10 protein-coding genes, 6 tRNA genes and 3 rRNA genes are annotated in these 18,413 nt (G+C 49.7%); 15 read left to right on the top strand and 4 right to left on the bottom strand.

From position 1 onward, the window contains the following. Positions 1-82 precede the first annotated feature (82 nt). The 5 genes from LY85_RS03470 (at position 83) to LY85_RS03450 (ending at position 5,745) form a co-directional block, all read left to right on the top strand. Positions 83-2,707, top strand: coding sequence for a valine--tRNA ligase (locus tag LY85_RS03470; protein WP_141825460.1), 2,625 nt, complete (start codon positions 83-85; stop codon positions 2,705-2,707). Positions 2,708-2,875: 168 nt separating this feature from the next. After that, on the top strand, positions 2,876-4,168 hold the full coding sequence (locus LY85_RS03465) for a folylpolyglutamate synthase/dihydrofolate synthase family protein (RefSeq protein WP_243122471.1): 1,293 nt from the start codon (positions 2,876-2,878) through the stop codon (positions 4,166-4,168). Positions 4,169-4,324: 156 nt separating this feature from the next. After that, positions 4,325-4,657, top strand: a complete 333-nt coding sequence (locus LY85_RS03460) for an STAS domain-containing protein (RefSeq protein WP_038324753.1) — start codon at positions 4,325-4,327, stop codon at positions 4,655-4,657. Continuing rightward, positions 4,644-5,093, top strand: a complete 450-nt coding sequence (spoIIAB, locus tag LY85_RS03455; protein WP_038324752.1) for an anti-sigma F factor — start codon at positions 4,644-4,646, stop codon at positions 5,091-5,093. The genes LY85_RS03460 and spoIIAB overlap by 14 nt, the downstream gene beginning before the upstream one ends. A 1-nt stretch (position 5,094) precedes the next feature. Further along, positions 5,095-5,745: a sigma-70 family RNA polymerase sigma factor gene (locus tag LY85_RS03450; RefSeq protein ID WP_038324751.1), complete on the top strand. Its 651-nt coding sequence runs from the start codon at positions 5,095-5,097 to the stop codon at positions 5,743-5,745. A gap of 52 nt (positions 5,746-5,797) precedes the next feature. Here LY85_RS03450 and metA read toward each other — a convergent pair whose 3' ends face one another. Then, complete coding sequence (metA, locus tag LY85_RS03445; protein WP_038324749.1) at positions 5,798-6,721, bottom strand: homoserine O-succinyltransferase; 924 nt, start codon at positions 6,719-6,721, stop codon at positions 5,798-5,800. Between the two features lie 423 nt (positions 6,722-7,144). On the opposite strand from metA, the gene LY85_RS03440 reads away from it, so the two are divergent. From LY85_RS03440 to LY85_RS03395, 10 genes are all read left to right on the top strand, one after another. Further along, positions 7,145-8,706 (top strand): 16S ribosomal RNA (locus LY85_RS03440). A gap of 257 nt (positions 8,707-8,963) precedes the next feature. After that, positions 8,964-9,039, top strand: a tRNA-Ala gene (locus LY85_RS03435). Positions 9,040-9,167: 128 nt separating this feature from the next. Continuing rightward, positions 9,168-9,244: transfer RNA gene (locus LY85_RS03430), tRNA-Ile, on the top strand. A gap of 332 nt (positions 9,245-9,576) precedes the next feature. Beyond that, positions 9,577-12,408: ribosomal RNA gene (locus LY85_RS03425) — 23S ribosomal RNA — on the top strand. A 135-nt stretch (positions 12,409-12,543) separates the two neighbouring features. Continuing rightward, positions 12,544-12,619 (top strand) — tRNA-Lys (locus tag LY85_RS03420). A 61-nt stretch (positions 12,620-12,680) separates the two neighbouring features. Next, a tRNA-Glu gene (locus LY85_RS03415) sits at positions 12,681-12,755 on the top strand. Between the two features lie 220 nt (positions 12,756-12,975). After that, positions 12,976-13,092 (top strand): 5S ribosomal RNA (gene rrf / locus LY85_RS03410). Together the 16S, 23S and 5S rRNA genes with 6 tRNA genes alongside form the textbook arrangement of a ribosomal RNA operon. Positions 13,093-13,099: 7 nt before the next feature. Then, positions 13,100-13,175, top strand: a tRNA-Asn gene (locus LY85_RS03405). A 385-nt stretch (positions 13,176-13,560) separates the two neighbouring features. Next, positions 13,561-13,637, top strand: a tRNA-Ile gene (locus LY85_RS03400). 210 nt (positions 13,638-13,847) lie between these two features. Next, positions 13,848-14,117 carry a PfkB family carbohydrate kinase gene (locus LY85_RS03395; RefSeq protein ID WP_141825459.1) on the top strand — a complete coding sequence of 90 codons (270 nt, stop codon included), beginning with the start codon at positions 13,848-13,850 and terminating at the stop codon, positions 14,115-14,117. Positions 14,118-14,995: 878 nt separating this feature from the next. Here the strand turns inward: LY85_RS03395 and LY85_RS03390 are convergent. From LY85_RS03390 to LY85_RS03380, 3 genes are all read right to left on the bottom strand, one after another. Continuing rightward, positions 14,996-15,184, bottom strand: coding sequence for a XapX domain-containing protein (locus tag LY85_RS03390; protein WP_279230985.1), 189 nt, complete (start codon positions 15,182-15,184; stop codon positions 14,996-14,998). A 94-nt stretch (positions 15,185-15,278) separates the two neighbouring features. After that, positions 15,279-16,961: a phosphoenolpyruvate--protein phosphotransferase gene (gene ptsP, locus LY85_RS03385; protein WP_243122470.1), complete on the bottom strand. Its 1,683-nt coding sequence runs from the start codon at positions 16,959-16,961 to the stop codon at positions 15,279-15,281. Between the two features lie 26 nt (positions 16,962-16,987). Beyond that, positions 16,988-18,394, bottom strand: coding sequence for an aminopeptidase P family protein (locus LY85_RS03380; protein ID WP_141825458.1), 1,407 nt, complete (start codon positions 18,392-18,394; stop codon positions 16,988-16,990). Positions 18,395-18,413 lie beyond the last annotated feature (19 nt).

Here is an 18,413-nt window from a genome sequence, read left to right as displayed (position 1 = left end):
TCCGTGGCGGCGCACCAGGCGCGCCGCGGGGAATGAAGGGGTATGCCATCATTTTAAGGGATAAAATTCAGGAGGAAAATATATGAGCAGGGAACTTGCAAAAACCTATGACCCACAGGAAGTGGAGGACAGAATTTATGACTTCTGGCTCTCCGGCGGCTATTTTCACGCCGAGCCGGACCCCGAGAAGCAGCCATATACCATTGTGATTCCGCCCCCGAACATTACCGGCCAGCTCCATATGGGACATGCTCTGGACGAAACCCTGCAGGATATCCTGATCCGCTGGAGAAGGATGCAGGGCTATTCGGCGCTCTGGCTGCCGGGAACCGACCACGCTTCCATTGCCACAGAGGCGAAAATCGTCGAGGCAATGCGCAAAGAGGGCATTACCAAAGACGAAATCGGCCGCGAGGCTTTTTTGGAACGCGCGTGGAAATGGAAGGAAAAATACGGCGGAAGAATCATTGAACAGCTGAAAAAGCTGGGTTCCTCCTGCGACTGGGAACGCGAGCGTTTTACCCTGGACGAGGGCTGCTCCAAAGCCGTCCGGGAGGTTTTTGTAAGACTGTACGAAAAGGACCTGATCTACCGCGGGGAACGCATCATCAACTGGTGTCCGCACTGCCGCACCTCTATTTCCGACGCGGAAGTGGAGTTCAGCGAGCACGACGGTTTCTTCTGGCACCTGCGCTATCCTTTCAAGGACGGCAGCGGCTACATTCAGCTGGCTACCACCCGTCCGGAGACAATGCTGGGCGATACCGCGGTCGCGGTACATCCCGAAGACGAACGTTATGCGGGTCTGGTGGGGAAGACGCTGGTTCTCCCTCTTGTGAACCGCGAAATCCCGCTGATTGCGGATACTTATGTTGAGCGCGATTTCGGAACCGGCGTGGTGAAAATCACCCCGGCCCACGACCCGAACGACTTTGAAGTCGGTCTGCGCCACGATCTGCCGATCATCAATGTCATGGATGACGGCGGCAATATGAATGAAAACGCCGGGAAATACGCCGGTATGCCCGCCATGGAGGCCCGCAAACAGATCGTGGAGGACCTCAAGGCACAGGGCTTCCTTGTCGAGGTCGAACCGATCAAGCACAATGTCGGCTCCTGCTACCGCTGCGGCACCGTTGTGGAGCCGCGCGTTTCCAAGCAGTGGTTTGTAAAGATGAAGCCGCTGGCTCAGCCCGCTCTTCAGGAAGTAAAGGACGGGAAAGTGAAGTTTGTTCCCGACCGTTTTGAAAAGATTTACGACCACTGGATGGAAAACATCAAGGACTGGTGTATTTCCCGCCAGCTTTGGTGGGGCCACCGCATTCCCGCGTGGTACTGCCAGGACTGCGGGGAAACGGTCGTTTCCCGCGAAGAGCCCCGCACCTGCCCAAAATGCGGTTCTAAAAATCTGAAACAGGACGAGGACACTCTTGACACCTGGTTCAGCTCCGCACTCTGGCCGTTTTCCACCCTCGGCTGGCCGGACAAAACCGAGGACCTGAAATACTTCTATCCGACCGATACCCTTGTCACCGGCTACGATATCATTTTCTTCTGGGTAGCCCGCATGATTTTCTCCGGCATTGAGCAGATGGGGGAAGTCCCGTTCCATACCGTCCTGATTCACGGACTTGTCCGCGACGCAAAGGGTAGAAAAATGAGCAAGTCGCTGGGCAACGGGATAGACCCGCTTGAAATTATTGAAAAATTCGGCGCGGATGCGCTCCGCTTTACGCTCGCAACGGGCAACAGCCCCGGAAACGATATGCGTTTTTCCGACGAGAAGGTGGAGTCCAGCCGCAATTTTGCCAATAAAATCTGGAACGCCTCGCGCTTTATCCTCATGAATATCGACGGTCATGACGTAAAGAATGAGCTTCCCGCGAACCTTGCGATGGAAGATCGGTGGATCATCGATTCTTTCAACCGCGTGACGAAGGAGATCACGGAAAACCTGGAGCACTTCGAGCTCGGGATCGCCGTACAGAAGCTTTACGATTTCCTCTGGGACGAATTCTGCGACTGGTATATTGAAATTGCGAAAATCCGCCTGAATTCCGATGATCGGGAAACCGCGCAGGGCGTGCGTCAGGTGCTTGTCTGGGTTATGAGCGGCACCCTGAAGCTGCTGCATCCGTTTATGCCGTATATTACCGAGGAAATCTGGCAGACGCTTCCGCACGAGGGCGAGTCCATCATGGTGTCCCGCTGGCCGCAGTACGAGGAAAGCCATTGCTTCCCGCAGGCCGCGGAGAACATGCGCAGCATTATGGAAGCAGTGCGCGCCGTCCGCAACCGCCGTTCCGAAATGAACGTGCCGCCTTCACGCAAAACCCATCTCTATATTGCCGCCGGCGACGCCGCCATGTTTGAAGACGGCAGGGAAATCATCAAAAAGCTCGCCTATGCCACGGAGGTGGAAATCGGGGCCGATTATCAACTCGACGGCGCGGCGACCATTGTCACGGCCAATGCGAAGCTGTACATCCCCATGTCCGAGCTGGTGGACAAAAAGGCGGAGCTTGAGCGCCTGACCAAAGAGCTGGAATCCGCACAGAAGCAGTATCAGAACGCACAGGAGAAGCTTGCTAACGAGAAATTCATGTCGAAGGCTCCTGCGAACGTAGTGGAAGGCGTCAGACAGAACGCCGACAAGCTGCGCGACCATATTGCGCTGATCCAGTCCGGTATCGAAGCTTTAAAATAATCGTAAGGCGGACGTTTGTCCGCCTTTTCCGTCTTTCTTACAACATTTCCAGTTGATTCTGCAACAAGTTTGCGTTTTTTCCGCCAAAGGCGGGAAAAAAACGTGTTTTGTCCCGCAAACTGAAATGGAATTGCTGTAATATATATTTTCAGAAAAGTAGGCGTAAAAATGATAACGTATGAGGAAGCGCTTCAAAAGATAGAAAGCCTGCTCCGCTTCGGCTCCAGACCGGGGCTCGAAAGGGTGGAGAAGCTTCTTGCCCTGCTCGGAAATCCGCAGGACAGACTGAAATTCGTTCACGTGGCCGGCACCAACGGGAAAGGCTCCACCTGTGCGCTGATTGCCTCGGTGCTGAAAAAATCCCAGTATAAAACAGGGCTGTTTATTTCTCCTTTTGTCACGGATTTCTGCGAAAGAATGCAGATCAACGGTGAAATGATCGGCCGTGAGGAGCTGAGCGCCCTTGTGGAAAAAATCTTTCCCCTTGTGGACCAGATGGCGGAGAACGGCGAGATCATTACGGAATTTGAACTGATTACTGCGCTGGCGATGGAATGGTTCGCAGAGAACCAGTGCGATATCGTCGTACTGGAGGTAGGGCTCGGCGGCCGTCTGGACGCGACGAACGTCATTTCTACCCCGCTTGTGTCCGTGATTACGTCAATTTCTCTTGACCACACCGCGATTTTGGGCGATACCCTCGCAAAAATCGCCTATGAAAAATGCGGCATTATCAAGGAAAACGGCGTGACCGTGTGCTCGCCCGGACAGGATCCGGAAGCGCTTGCGGTCATCAGGAGTACGGCGGAAGAGCGCAAAAACCGCTTTGTCCCGGCCGATACGGACAGTGTGGAAGTGCTGTCTATGAATATCAGCGGAACCGGGCTCGAGTACCGCGGACTTCTGGTCAGTCTGCCGTTCCTCGGGGAACACCAGGTAAAAAACGCGGTGACCGCGCTGGCCGTGATCGAGGAACTGAAAAAACAGGGGTACCAGATTGCCGACCACAGCATTGAGGCGGGATTTTCCTCGGCAAGCTTCCCCGCCCGGATGGAGGTGCTTTCCGCCGACCCGCTGATCGTGCTGGACGGCGCGCACAATCCCGGCGGTACCGCCGCGCTGGCGAAAGCGGTCGGAAAATATTTCGATGATCGGAAAATCATAGCCATTGTGGGCATGCTTGCCGACAAGGACGTTACCGGCGCCGTACGGAATTTTACAGGGCTGTTTTCCAAGGTGTTTACGCTGGCGCCGTCCAGTCCCCGCGCGCTGGACGCACAATCGCTTGCGGAGCATTTTCAAAAAATCGGTACGGACGCAGAGCCCGCGCAAACCGCCGACGCGGCCCTCGCAAAGGCATTTTCCCTGCTGGATGGGAACAGCGCGCTGTTGATCTGCGGCTCGCTCTACCTTGCGGGCGATATCCGGCCGCGCATTGTTAATCTGCTTCATGCAAAATAAAAACAGCCTGTCCGCAAATTTCGAGTAAAATTTTACACAAAAGCCCTTATCTTTATAGTTAAGGGCTTTTTTTATTGCCGATTTTCTAAATTCATGAATAACAGGTCTTAAATCTGCCGATACTAATAAGATTACATATATCATGGAGGGATCCGCATGGGTGTCAGACTAATACTGAAGGATGGCGAGATGACCGCTGTGCTGAGCGGCGAGATCGACCATCATTCCGCACGGGAAATCCGCGGCGCCATTGACGAGGCGGCGTCGAAAGTAAAGCCGAAACTGCTTACGCTTGATTTTTCAGGGGTGCAGTTTATGGACAGTTCCGGTGTGGGGCTGATTATGGGGCGCTGCAAGCTGATGCAGATTTGGGGCGGCAGTGTCAGAATCGCAAATCTACAGCCGAAAATAGAAAAAATCGTTTCGCTTGCAGGTTTAAACCAGCTATGCAGTATTGTAAAGGATGTGAAGATTCATGAAGCCAATTAATGAAATGACGGTCTCCTTCCCAAGCTGTTCGGCGAACGAATCCTTCGGAAGGGCGGCGGTCGCGGCATTTGCCGCACAGCTTGACCCTACGATCGATGAACTGAGCGATATTAAAACAGCAGTTTCAGAAGCGGTTACCAACTGTATTGTTCACGCCTACCGCAACACCTTAGGAACCATATACATAACCTGTAAATTATACGAGAACGGCAGAATCAGCATCCGCATCCGGGACAAGGGCTGCGGCATCGAAGATATCGAACAGGCCATGCAGCCGCTTTTCAGCACTTCCGAGGACGAAGAACGCGCGGGGCTGGGTTTTGCCGTCATGGAGAGTTTCATGGATGTTCTGAGAGTGACCTCCAAGCCGGGGCGCGGAACGTCGGTCACCATGAGTAAAACCATCCAGCGCCGCCGGACGGAAAAGAACCATTAATATGGACAGAGAGCAGACAATAAACGATAATATCGGTCTTGTACACGCCTGCGTCAAGCATTTCAAAGGACGCGGGGTGGAATACGACGACCTTTTTCAGGCCGGTTGTCTGGGCCTTGTCAAGGCTGTGGACAATTTCGACAGTGAGCGTGGGGTCAGGTTTTCCACTTATGCCGTCCCGGTCATTCTGGGGGAAATCAGACGCCTTTTCCGTGACGGGGGCGCAATCAAGGTCGGCAGGGGGCTGAAAGAACTGGCCATGCGCGCCGCGCGAGAATCGTCTGCCTTCAGCGAACGGGAAGGACGCACACCGACTGTCAGCGAGCTTGCGGAGCTTCTGGATGTGGAACCCGCCGAGGCCGCCCAGGCGCTCGGGGCTTCCCAGCTTCCGCTTTCGCTCACCGCCTCTCCGGAAGAGGGGGGAGGCCAGATCGATGTGAGCGTGGAAAGCGGTGACGACAAAATCGCGGAGCTGCTATCCCTGAAACAGGTCGTTACGGAGCTTCCGCCCAAAGATCGAAGCATCATCGTTTTCCGCTATTTCAAAAGTCGGACGCAGACGCAGACCGCAGAGGCGCTCGGCATGACGCAGGTACAGGTGTCCCGGCGTGAAAAAGTGATTTTGAATCAATTGCGCGAAAAATTGTCGTGAGTTTCAGCATAAACTAAAAAAAGGGCTCTCCGCCAGCAGCGGAGAGCTCTTTTCAGTTATCGGTAAGATCTTTCAGATCGTACGGCGTCTGCTGGTATACGTAGTAGTTCAGCCAGTTGATAAACAGAAGGTTTGCATGGCTGCGCCAGACAAAGGGAGGTTCCTGTGTGACGTCGTCATTCGGGAAATAATGTTTTGGAATATGGGGATGGATCCCTTTTCTCAGATCCCGGAAATATTCATTGGACAGCGTGTTGCAGTCGTACTCCAGGTGGCCGGTGACAAAGAACTGCCTGCCGTTCTTTCTGGCGATAATATGGACTCCGGCTTCCTCCGAAGCGGTCAGGACAATCAAATTCTCTATTTTTTCAATATCCTCCATCCTGACTTCGGTATTTCTGGAATGCGGCGAAAAGAAATCGTCGTCAAAGCCGCGGACCAGCGGATGCCGGCAGTCGAGCAGATGGTGAAGAAATACGCCGGAAAGCTTTTCGGGCAGCTGATATTTCGGCACTCCGAAGTGATAATAAAGGCCGGCCTGAGCTCCCCAGCAGATGTGCAGAGTAGAATAAACGTTGCGCCTGCTCCAGTCCATGATTTTGCAGAGCTCGTCCCAATAATCGACTTCTTCAAACGTCAGGTTTTCGACAGGGGCACCCGTAATAATCATACCGTCGAATTTTTCGTCCTTCAATTCGTCAAATGTTTTATAGAAGGTGTTGAGATGCGACGCCGAAGTATTCTTGGAAATATGCGTCGCCATCTGCATCAGTTCGACATCCACCTGTAAAGGGGAATTTCCCAAAAGCCGCAGAAGCTGTGTTTCCGTATCGATCTTTGTGGGCATCAGATTGAGGATTACGATTTTCAGCGGGCGGATATCCTGTGTGATTGCGCGCTGATGCGTCATAACAAATATATTTTCCGACTCCAGCACTTCCACTGCCGGAAGATTTTCCTGTATTTTGATTGGCATAGTCTGCCCTCCTGTTAATAGAGACAATAGGTTTATTATACCAAACATCTATAAATCCTGCAATATACAGCAAAATCTTGAAAGTTTCATAAAATACTGAAAAAAGCGTTGACAATGTATAATGGAAGTGGTATTATAGTGAAGCCGTCGAAAAACGGGAACAAAATGCTTGACAAGTCCACTGAAATATGATAGACTTCAAAGCGTTCTCCTTGTACAGTTTGACGGAGACAGGACCTTGAAAATTAAACAACGATAGAATTAAGGAACCCGTAATGAACTTGAGAGTATAGAATGTACTTTCGGACGAAGTTGGTTGTCACTTTAAAAGACAACGAAAATACACGTTAGTGTATCGTATTTAGAGCTCTTCAAAAACTCTGAGTATTACGATATAAACGCCTTCGGGCGATTATATACAATATTTTAGAGAGTTTGATCCTGGCTCAGGACGAACGCTGGCGGCGTGCCTAACACATGCAAGTCGAACGGAATTAAGTTTAACACCGAACACTTTGTTTGGTGGGGACGCCTTACCGAGTGGTGGGTGTTGAGCTTAATTTAGTGGCGGACGGGTGAGTAACGCGTGAGTAACCTGCCTTTCAGAGGGGGATAACGTCTGGAAACGGACGCTAATACCGCATGACATATTTGGGCTGCATGGTCTGAATATCAAAGGAGCAATCCGCTGAAAGATGGACTCGCGTCCGATTAGCTAGTTGGTGAGATAAAGGCCCACCAAGGCGACGATCGGTAGCCGGACTGAGAGGTTGAACGGCCACATTGGGACTGAGACACGGCCCAGACTCCTACGGGAGGCAGCAGTGGGGGATATTGCACAATGGAGGAAACTCTGATGCAGCAACGCCGCGTGAGGGAAGACGGTTTTCGGATTGTAAACCTCTGTCCTTGGTGACGAAACAAATGACGGTAGCCAAGGAGGAAGCTCCGGCTAACTACGTGCCAGCAGCCGCGGTAATACGTAGGGAGCAAGCGTTGTCCGGATTTACTGGGTGTAAAGGGTGCGTAGGCGGCTCTGCAAGTCAGGCGTGAAATATATGGGCTTAACCCATAGACTGCGTTTGAAACTGTGGAGCTTGAGTGAAGTAGAGGTAGGCGGAATTCCCGGTGTAGCGGTGAAATGCGTAGAGATCGGGAGGAACACCAGTGGCGAAGGCGGCTTACTGGGCTTTAACTGACGCTGAGGCACGAAAGCATGGGTAGCAAACAGGATTAGATACCCTGGTAGTCCATGCCGTAAACGATGATTACTAGGTGTGGGGGGTCTGACCCCTTCCGTGCCGGAGTTAACACAATAAGTAATCCACCTGGGGAGTACGGCCGCAAGGTTGAAACTCAAAGGAATTGACGGGGGCCCGCACAAGCAGTGGAGTATGTGGTTTAATTCGAAGCAACGCGAAGAACCTTACCAGGTCTTGACATCCAACTAACGAAGCAGAGATGCATCAGGTGCCCTTCGGGGAAAGTTGAGACAGGTGGTGCATGGTTGTCGTCAGCTCGTGTCGTGAGATGTTGGGTTAAGTCCCGCAACGAGCGCAACCCCTGTGATTAGTTGCTACGCAAGAGCACTCTAATCAGACTGCCGTTGACAAAACGGAGGAAGGTGGGGACGACGTCAAATCATCATGCCCTTTATGACCTGGGCTACACACGTACTACAATGGCTGTTAACAAAGGGAAGCAAGACCGCGAGGTGGAGCAAAACCTAAAAAACAGTCTCAGTTCGGATCGCAGGCTGCAACCCGCCTGCGTGAAGTTGGAATTGCTAGTAATCGCGGATCATCATGCCGCGGTGAATACGTTCCCGGGCCTTGTACACACCGCCCGTCACACCATGGGAGCCGGTAATACCCGAAGTCAGTAGCCTAACCGCAAGGGAGGCGCTGCCGAAGGTAGGATTGGCGACTGGGGTGAAGTCGTAACAAGGTAGCCGTATCGGAAGGTGCGGCTGGATCACCTCCTTTCTATGGAGACATGAGCAGCTGAAACACGCTGGTCTAACATCCTAGGTCGGTTACGGAAGACGAAATTCGAATCGTTGTTTAATTTTGAAGGCCCTGAGCTGAGCTCAGAGGCACGGCCCGCGGACAGCAGTCCGAGGAAAGTGTCTTGGCGCCGCGGGACGGTAACAACCGGCTTCCGGGGCGAGGAGCGAAGCGCAAAGCTTTCAGAAAAAAAGTGGAAACAAGGGTAGAACACCTGAGTGAAGCTACCTTTATATGGGGGTTTAGCTCAGCTGGGAGAGCGCCTGCTTTGCAAGCAGGAGGTCAACGGTTCGATCCCGTTAATCTCCACCAGCGGCGAGTCGCCGCAGACAATTCGCGGGTAAGATTTGATGGAAACGTGAAATGAGTGCACGCGGAAAGAAGCGAAGACGAGCCAAAACAAAATGTGGCTAAGGGTGACAACCTGAACGCCGGAATATGGGCTTATAGCTCAGCCGGTTAGAGCGCACGCCTGATAAGCGTGAGGTCGGTGGTTCGAGTCCACTTAAGCCCACCACGGACACAGTCCGTTTTTGCCGCGCACAAAGCAAACTTGAAAGAGGAAGCAGAGTGCCCGCGTAACGGAGGAAGTCCTCAAAAATACATACGGTAGTTTGAATTCACTTCGGTGGAGGAAAGGGTATCGTGTGGAAAAGGTCGGCAGAAGGTAGAATCCGCGACAGAACGGGTCTTTTGATCTGGGAACTGTCCCGTGACGAAACGGCCTGCGGCCGTGTACATTGAAAACTGAATAAAGAAGAAGCAGATATTAAGCGAGAAATAACTTGTTATTTTTAGATTTAAATCTACAATTTCAAATTTTTAAAGAAGAACCAAGAAAAAACACATGGTCAAGCTACAAAGAGCGCAAGGGGAATGCCTTGGCACTGGGAGCCGATGAAGGACGCGACTAACTGCGAAAAGCTATGGGGAGCCGTAAGTGGGCATTGATCCATAGATATCCGAATGGAGCAATCCAACTGGAGTCATGTCCAGTTATCATACACTGAATTCATAGGTGTATGAGGGGAACCGCCTGAACTGAAACATCTAAGTAGGGCGAGGAAAAGACATCAAATGAGATTCCGCTAGTAGTGGCGAGCGAACGCGGAAGAGGCCAAACCGGGGGTAGCAATACTCCCGGGGTTCGGACAGCAATGTGGATGCTGGAATTTAGCAGAATGGCATGGGAAGGCCAACGAAACAGTGTGAGAGTCACGTATGCGAAAAAGGAAAGCGCCTAGCTGTATCCAGAGTACCGCCGGACACGTGAAACCCGGTGGGAATATGGGGGGACCACCCTCCAAGCCTAAATACTACCCAGTGACCGATAGTGAACAGTACTGTGAAGGAAAGGTGAAAAGGACCCCGGAAGGGGAGTGAAAAAGAACCTGAAACCTTGTGCTTACAAGCACCGAGAGCCCGTCAAAGGGTGATCGGGTACCTTTTGTAGAATGGTCCGGCGAGTGAATGTAACTGGCAAGGTTAAGTCCTTAAGGGATGGAGCCGCAGGGAAACCGAGTCTGAACAGGGCGTATGAAGTCAGTTGTATTCGACCCGAAACCGGGTGACCTACCCATGTCCAGGTTGAAGTGGGGGTAAAACCCCATGGAGGACCGAACCGACTCCTGTTGAAATAGTAGCGGATGAGGTGTGGGTAGCGGAGAAATTCCAATCGAACCCGGAGATAGCTGGTTCTCTCCGAAATAGCTTTAGGGCTAGCCTCGTATTAGATTACCGGAGGTAAAGCACTGAATGGTCTAGGGGCCGAAAGGCTACTGAAACCTATCAAACTCAGAATGCCGGATAATTGATGTACGGGAGTCAGACAGCGTGAGATAAGTTTCGTTGTCAAAAGGGAAACAGCCCAGACCCACAGCTAAGGTCCCAAAATATGGTTAAGTGGAAAAGGATGTGGGGTTGCACAGACAACCAGGATGTTGGCTTAGAAGCAGCCACTCATTAAAAGAGTGCGTAATAGCTCACTGGTCGAGTGACCCTGCGCCGAAAATTTAACGGGGCTAAATCATATACCGAAGCTTGGGATTCCGCAAGGAATGGTAGGAGAGCGTTGAATAAGGGGTGAAGTCAGAGCGGAAGCGCTGGTGGACTTTATTCAAGTGAGAATGCCGGAATGAGTAGCGAGAAATGTGTGAGAATCATATTGGCCGAAAGTCTAAGGTTTTTGGAGGAAGGTTCGTCCGCTCCAAGTAAGCCGGGAGCTAAGGTGAGGCCGAGAGGCGTAGCCGATGCACATACGGTGGAAATTCCGTAGCCGCCAAAAGATTTAAGTAAGAGGACACCTGCAAAGGGCATAACCCGGGCGATGGTTGACCCGGGCGTAAGGGACCGAAATTAGAGTAGGGAAGTATGCTTAGCGCAGGGCGAGAAAAGTCTTATGTATATCTTCGGCGCCCGTACCGCAAACCGACACAGGTAGATAGGAAGAGAATTCCAAGGCCAACGGGAGAAGGGTAGTTAAGGAACTCGGCAAATTGACCCCGTAACTTAGGGAAAAGGGGTGCCACAGCAATGTGGCCGCAGAGAATAGGCCCAGGCGACTGTTTAGCAAAAACACAGGTCTCTGCCAAATCGCAAGATGAAGTATAGGGGCTGACACCTGCCCGGTGCTGGAAGGTTAAGAGGAGATGTGCAAGCATTGAATTGAAGCCCCAGTAAACGGCGGCCGTAACTATAACGGTCCTAAGGTAGCGAAATTCCTTGTCGGGTAAGTTCCGACCCGCACGAATGGTGTAACGATCTGGGCACTGTCTCAATTACCCGCCCGGCGAAATTGTAGTACCGGTGAAGATGCCGGTTACCCGCGACAAGACGGAAAGACCCCATGGAGCTTTACTGCAGTTTAATATTGGGTTTCGGTAATTTATGTACAGGATAGGTGGGAGACTGCGAAGCAAGGGCGCCAGCCTTTGTGGAGTCGCTGTTGGGATACCACTCTTAAGTTGCTGAAATTCTAACCTGCGGCCGTGAATCCGGCCGGGGGACATTGTTAGACGGGCAGTTTGACTGGGGCGGTCGCCTCCAAAAGAGTAACGGAGGCGCTCAAAGGTCAGCTCAGCACGGACGGAAACCGTGCCTTTGAGTGTAAACGCGTAAGCTGGCCTAACTGCGAGGGTGACGGCCCGAGCAGTAACGAAAGTTGGAGTTAGTGATCCGGCGGTATGAGAGTGGAATTGCCGTCGCTCAACGGATAAAAGCTACCCTGGGGATAACAGGCTGATCTCCCCCAAGAGTCCACATCGACGGGGAGGTTTGGCACCTCGATGTCGGCTCATCACATCCTGGGGCTGTATTCGGTCCCAAGGGTTCGGCTGTTCGCCGATTAAAGTGGTACGCGAGCTGGGTTCAGAACGTCGTGAGACAGTTCGGTCCCTATCTGTCGTGGGCGCAGGATATTTGAGGAGAGCTGTCCTTAGTACGAGAGGACCGGGATGGACGCACCGCTGGCGCACCAGTTGTCATGCCAATGGCACAGCTGGGCAACTATGTGCGGATCGGATAAACGCTGAAAGCATCTAAGCGTGAAGCCGACTCCAAGATTAGATATCCCATAGCGTAAGCTAGTAAGGCCCCTTGAAGACTACAAGGTTGATAGGCTGCGTGTGTAAGTACGGTAACGTATTCAGCTTGGCAGTACTAATAGGCCGAGGGCTTGACCATATTTTTCTTGGCAACCCTCTATTTCTCACTTCTGCTTCCCTCCCTTTATTCAGTTTTCAGTGTACAATTTGTACCTGTAGAAATGCAAAGAGCAGCGGATGAAAATCCGGAGCGTGCAGGCTCAACCTGCCATATGCACCATTAGCTCAGTTGGTAGAGCACCTGACTCTTAATCAGGGTGTCCCGGGTTCGAGTCCCTGATGGTGCACCATTAAGAAGTCGGAACGGGGGCTGGAGCCTCTGGCCTCTGCATCTGACTGTATGAAAGATATGGCCCGTTGGTCAAGCGGTTAAGACACCGGCCTCTCACGCCGATAACGGGAGTTCGATTCTCCCACGGGTCACCATTTTCTGTTCCGCAGCAATCAGTTTTTGTTTCCGCCGAGTCGGAGAATCGAACTCCGGTCTTCCACAGGAAAGTAAGGGTTGAGATTCGAAGTGGCTGTCTGAGGTAATCGCCGTAGGTGTGTGCCGACTGCAAAGTCCTCCCACGGGTCACCATTTTCTGTTCTATGGCAATCAGTTTTTGTTTCCGCCGAGTCGGAGAATTACAATTCAATAAGTTTAGTTGGTACTGATGACGGTGAGGGTCCACCCGTTCCCATCCCGAACACGGAAGTTAAGCTCACTGGTGCCGAAGATACTTGGCTGGTAACGGCCCGGGACAATAGGAAGGTGCCAACACAAATATTCCTCAATAGCTCAGCCGGTAGAGCATGCGGCTGTTAACCGCAGGGTCGTTGGTTCGAGTCCAACTTGGGGAGCCAGAGAAGATCACCAGTCGTAGGATTGGTGGTCTTTGTGTTTTACCTGCATGTCCTGAAAGATTCAATCAGGGCGTCGGAAAATTACAGGCCGGATTGTTTTGGACCATGACCCTAGGGGCGAGCATGACCTGGAGAGACGAAGAACCTCTTTAATATCTTATAAAGAGCTTCTTTATATTTTCACGTATCTGAGAGAAATCCTATCAACTTGGCTTGTATTCATCTACGCCTTTTATTCAGGCTCTGCAACAGGGGAATTGCTTATTTGATGACAGCATTTGGGTTGTAAAAATTACAACTTGAGATTGCATTTTATACAAATTTGTGGTATTATATTCAAGCGCTTTGTTAGACAGAATTTTTTTCTGTCCTTCGTTTTTAATACGGGCCATTAGCTCAGTTGGTTAGAGCAACCGGCTCATAACCGGTCGGTCCAAGGTTCGAGTCCTTGATGGCCCACCAAACAAAAACCGTATCAGACAGCCATTTGTTGACTGTTTGGTGCGGTTTTTTATTGCACGCTCTGCCCACTCTGCTAATAAAAAGGCTAAATGACATACTGAAAAAATCCTGCTGATACAATCATCTAACTTTGGCCCGGAGGAAAAGGTGTTGTAAAAAGAATATCAAAGTGATTCTCAAATCTGCACAGCAGATGGTTTTAATCAGGATATGTTGGAAGGACTGTATTTGCTGGCAGCTAACGAAACGGAACTGCATCAGTGGGTACCTGACGGCCAGAATTTGAGAGCAAAGGCAAAAATTCTCTTAAGCCATGGGCTGCGAAATATTATTGTTACTTTGGGGCCTAACGGATGTTTTTATATGAATCACCAAAAAGGAATGAACTTTGGAGCAGGGAAAATTTCACCAGTGGATGTTGCTGGCGCAGGTGATGGCTTTATCAGCGTTCTGGTTGCATTTCTTGCAGAAGGATGCTAATGGCTAAATCAATAGAAATAGCTACTGTGGCGGCCGGGAAACAGCGTTACCAGAGAAGGCGTGCAGACAGCCTTAGCCGATAGAAACCTACTAAATCTATAATTGCAAAGAAATATTGAAATTCCATTCATGAGTAATTGTCAGCTCTTTGATATTCTCCAAAAAGAAACTGTCTTTCTATAGTAGTCTCTGTTGAAAAATACTTATGAGCTGCTTTTTTATTGGCACAGAAGGTATCATGCTGATGTACATGCTTGCGGTGTGCTGGAGGCTATTTTACCGCCGGTTGGGGTGTAACACTGCCATGGAGATTGGTGCCGTGTGCGCCTGCCTATACGTATTTATCATGTTAAGGCTGCGGAGCAAGGCAGTTTCTATTTATTCAATTCTCATCAAGAAAAAAAGCACAAATCGATAGGAGCCCAGAAGAAGGAGGAAAGAGTGTCCGAAAGATAGACGTCCGGCGGTAAGCAGATTATTCAGAAGGCAGTTTTTTGCCTCACAAAAGCCTTCAGGAGCTTTTATCTATTTGGCTTAGGTCGCCGCTTCAAGCCGACGGGCTTGCCGATGATTAAGCAGGAACAGCATTTTATGCAAAGACATTATATAAGAGCGTTAAAATGAAAGTACATGAGATGACCATCAGCTATTAAAGAAACACCCTTCCTGATGTACAGATTGGAAGAAACCAGTTGGGCAAGCGAAAAAACAAATTGATCGCGGTTTGAATTTGAGGTTTGTTTTCCTGCATTCAGGAGACTTTCGGTCTCAAATTCAGTCCATGGACTTTAGCTCAATGATAAAAGAAAAGTAGGCACTATGGAAATCTCCATAGTGTCTACTTTTTGTTGGTTTCATTACGAATTCAATTTCAGATATCATTGCTTGAAAAAGATGCCAATGGCCAATTCGGCCAATTTTGCTCCATAATAGATGCCAACAATTCCTACGACACCCGCCAGGACCGAAGGAGCGGGAATGGGAAGTTTTACGAGTTTAAAAATAAACCCTACGATCAGACCCGTAATCAGGGCTAAAATGATTTCTTTTATAATAAATTCCTCCAAGATGTTATACTAACGACTGAAATCCATCCTCTGTTTACCATACCAGGTATCCGTCAGATTGCTGTTCTGATATGGAAAATCGGTTTCGCTAACTTTACTGAATTTCACAAACAGCTTTACGAACCGGCAAAATCATAGAGGGAGCGACCGATAATTCGTCCACACCCATTTTTATGAAAGTTTCTGTCAGCGTCAGGTCGGCACCAAGTTCCCCGCAAATTCCAATCCAAATGCCTTCTTTATGGCCGCAGTCGATGACTCTTTGGATTAACCTCATTACCGCGGGATGGTGCGAGTCATAAAACTTGTCCAGTTTTGAATTTTGACGGTCAATAGCCAATGTATATTGTATCAGATCGTTTGTTCCGATGCTGAAGAAGTCGACTTCTTTTGCCAGCTCGTCGGCAATCAGCGCTGCGGCGGGGGTTTCCACCATAATTCCAAATTCCACATTCCCGACCTTAACACCGCTCTCTTTCAATTCTTTTTTGATCTCTTTTAGAATTTCTTTTGTTCTTCTGACTTCCCATAGAGAAATAACCATTGGAATCATAATAGAAACGGTTCCGAAAGCACTCGCCCGTAGAATCGCTCTTAATTGCGCACGGAAAATGCTCTCTTCCTGAAGGCAGATACGGATCGCCCTGTAACCCAGCGCGGGATTTTCCTCCTTATCCAAGCCGAAATATCCGACTTGTTTATCCGCTCCTATATCCAACGTCCTGATGATCACTTTTTTTGAACCCATCGACTGTGCCACTTGTTTATATATGTGGAACTGTTCTTCCTCAGAAGGGAAGTCCTCCTTCTGAAGATAGAGGAACTCGCTCCGAAACAGGCCGATGCCCTCCGCACTGCTCTCCAAAACCGATTTTAAATCTTCAACGCCCCCAATATTTGCATATAAATCGATTTTCTTTCCGGTTTTCGTCTGTGTCTTTCGGCTTATATATGCATGAAGCGACTCTTTTTCGTCTCTTTCCTTTTGCCGGATTGCTTCAGCGAGCTCCATAACAGAAGGCTCGGGTTCCAAACAAACAGTGCCGGGATTCCATATTTCTGAAGTCCCTGTGTCAGGAAACTCACCTTTCGTTTTTCGCCCGTCAAGAGCGTTTATAATGGCTGTGTATCCGTTTACGCCCTGCGGCAGTCCTGAGCAGATCAGGGCCGGGATATTCAGCATACGCGCCAAAATAGCAGTGTGTGAATTTTTAGAACCCTCTCTCGTCACAAAAGCCAAGATATTCGATTTATCCATTTGCATAACTGCACTGGGTGATAGGTCATTCCCTACGACAATAACGGGTTGTTCCAATTTTACCGCTTGTTCTCTTTTTCCGTCTAAAATGGCACTTAATCGGGTGGAAATATCTTTAAAATCAACGGCCCGCGCCTGCATATACTCATCATTCATGGAAGCAAACTGATCCGAAAAGCGCTTACCGACCTGCACAACAGCATAATTTGCGTTCACATGCTCATTCCGTATGATATCTAAAACCGCATCCGTGAAATCTTCATCTTCCAATATCATCTGTTGCACTTGAAAAATTTCTGCGTCTGCTTCTCCTATTTCTTCAAAAGCCTTTTGATAGAGCATTTCCAATTGAATATTTGCGTCTTCTCTTGCTTTTTCGAACCTTTCTTCCTCTGCTTCTGCATCCCCGACATGCTGTTTGACGACAGGCTTGTTCTCTTGCTCCATCTCCAGAATCGTTCCAATTGCCATCCCTTTTGAAAATATTTCTCCTTGAAAGTATTGCATGCCCTTGTGCATAGTTTTTTCTCCTAATTAGGTGTATTCTATCTTCGACTTTTCTTAAAAGCCAGCGCTTTGTTCATGAAAAAGGGACGATAGTATGCGACGGTATCATTCATTGGAAGAACATCTTCCGAAAGCTCTATCTGCAGGACTTCCTCGATATACCGTCTCCTTTTTAAAAAGCGATCATAAAGTGCGGGATATTCCCTGCTGATTTGTTCTTTTAACGCTTCGTCCGCTAATGCTATTCCGCTTTCGCATCCTGCCCCGCCATATCCCGGCATACTGGGGATGATATCTGTCTGTAAAAGCATACCGCTTTTTAGAATTTCTCTGGAATCCGGGTAAATAGGAGATGACATCCATTCCTCGTCCCCGATTAGATGTCCGGGGTTAAGCTCCCAATGATAGACGTCCTGCGGCAAAACTTCCTGTATTAAGCGACACATTTCGTCCCCGCTCATCCCGATGCGAATATTCTCCAGCCATGCGGTTATCGCAGCAAAATAAGGCGCCGCGATCTTCTTGATATAGTCCCTTTCCTGCTCGGGCAGCTGATCTTCCTGCTCCACCGCGTAGCCCGCTCTGCTGGTCAGTCCGCCTTTATAGCCCACGGTTAAAGACATCCTGTCCCCAAGCTGAACTTTTTTATCGGTCGGATAATAATTGGCATTTATAAAGCGCTCTCCGGTAGCGGCAATTGTCACGACACTGCTGCGCTGACCTTCCGAGTTTAAATAAGTGCCGAGTTCCAGTTCCGTGATTCCTTCTTCCACATGATCCAAAGCCGCTGCGACACCGTCGCTGGCCAAAGAAGAACCGTACTCGTAATGGGCGATTTCATTCGCGTTATTGGTAATTCTTACTCCGGCGTCCCCGCCGATAAACAAATCGCAGCAATTAACGACATTTTCCTGTCCCGCAAGCTGCTGCACCGCTTCTATAATGTAATGGGGGATGTCAAAGATTTTTCTGTTCTTTTCTATACCGCTGGTAAACATTTTCCAACCTACCGCACCCACCTGTTGTCCGGGGCGGATTTGTGCCTCTTGAAAATACGCTGTAATAGAGCGATCATCTTTCATCGGCTGATTTGGCAAGGAAAAAAACGGCACGTGGATAAGCGCCGCGGGGATACGGCTGTATTTCTGCATCTTGATATTTTCATTTCCCAAGAGCAAAAACGCTTCTCCGGTCCGATGCAATACCAGGACGCCCTCTTCAAAACGCGTCAAAAATCCGGTCAGATATTCAAAATTGGAGCCGTGCTCCAGGTCATTATATATGATAAGAACGTCCAACTGTCTTTCCTTCATCGCGTCAAGAACTTTTTTAAGCCGTTCTTCCATTGTTTTATCATTTAAACTGACCGGATATACCGGTTTATGCTCTTGTATCCGTACGATATCTTCCAATACGAATAAGCTGCTTTCATAATGTCTATTCATAAATAAAATCCTTTACATA

The organism is Clostridium sp. KNHs216 (assembly GCF_006714885.1).
In the GTDB taxonomy this organism is placed as follows: Bacteria; Bacillota; Clostridia; order Oscillospirales; family Acutalibacteraceae; genus Caproiciproducens.
This window is presented reverse-complemented; position numbering and strand designations above follow the sequence as displayed.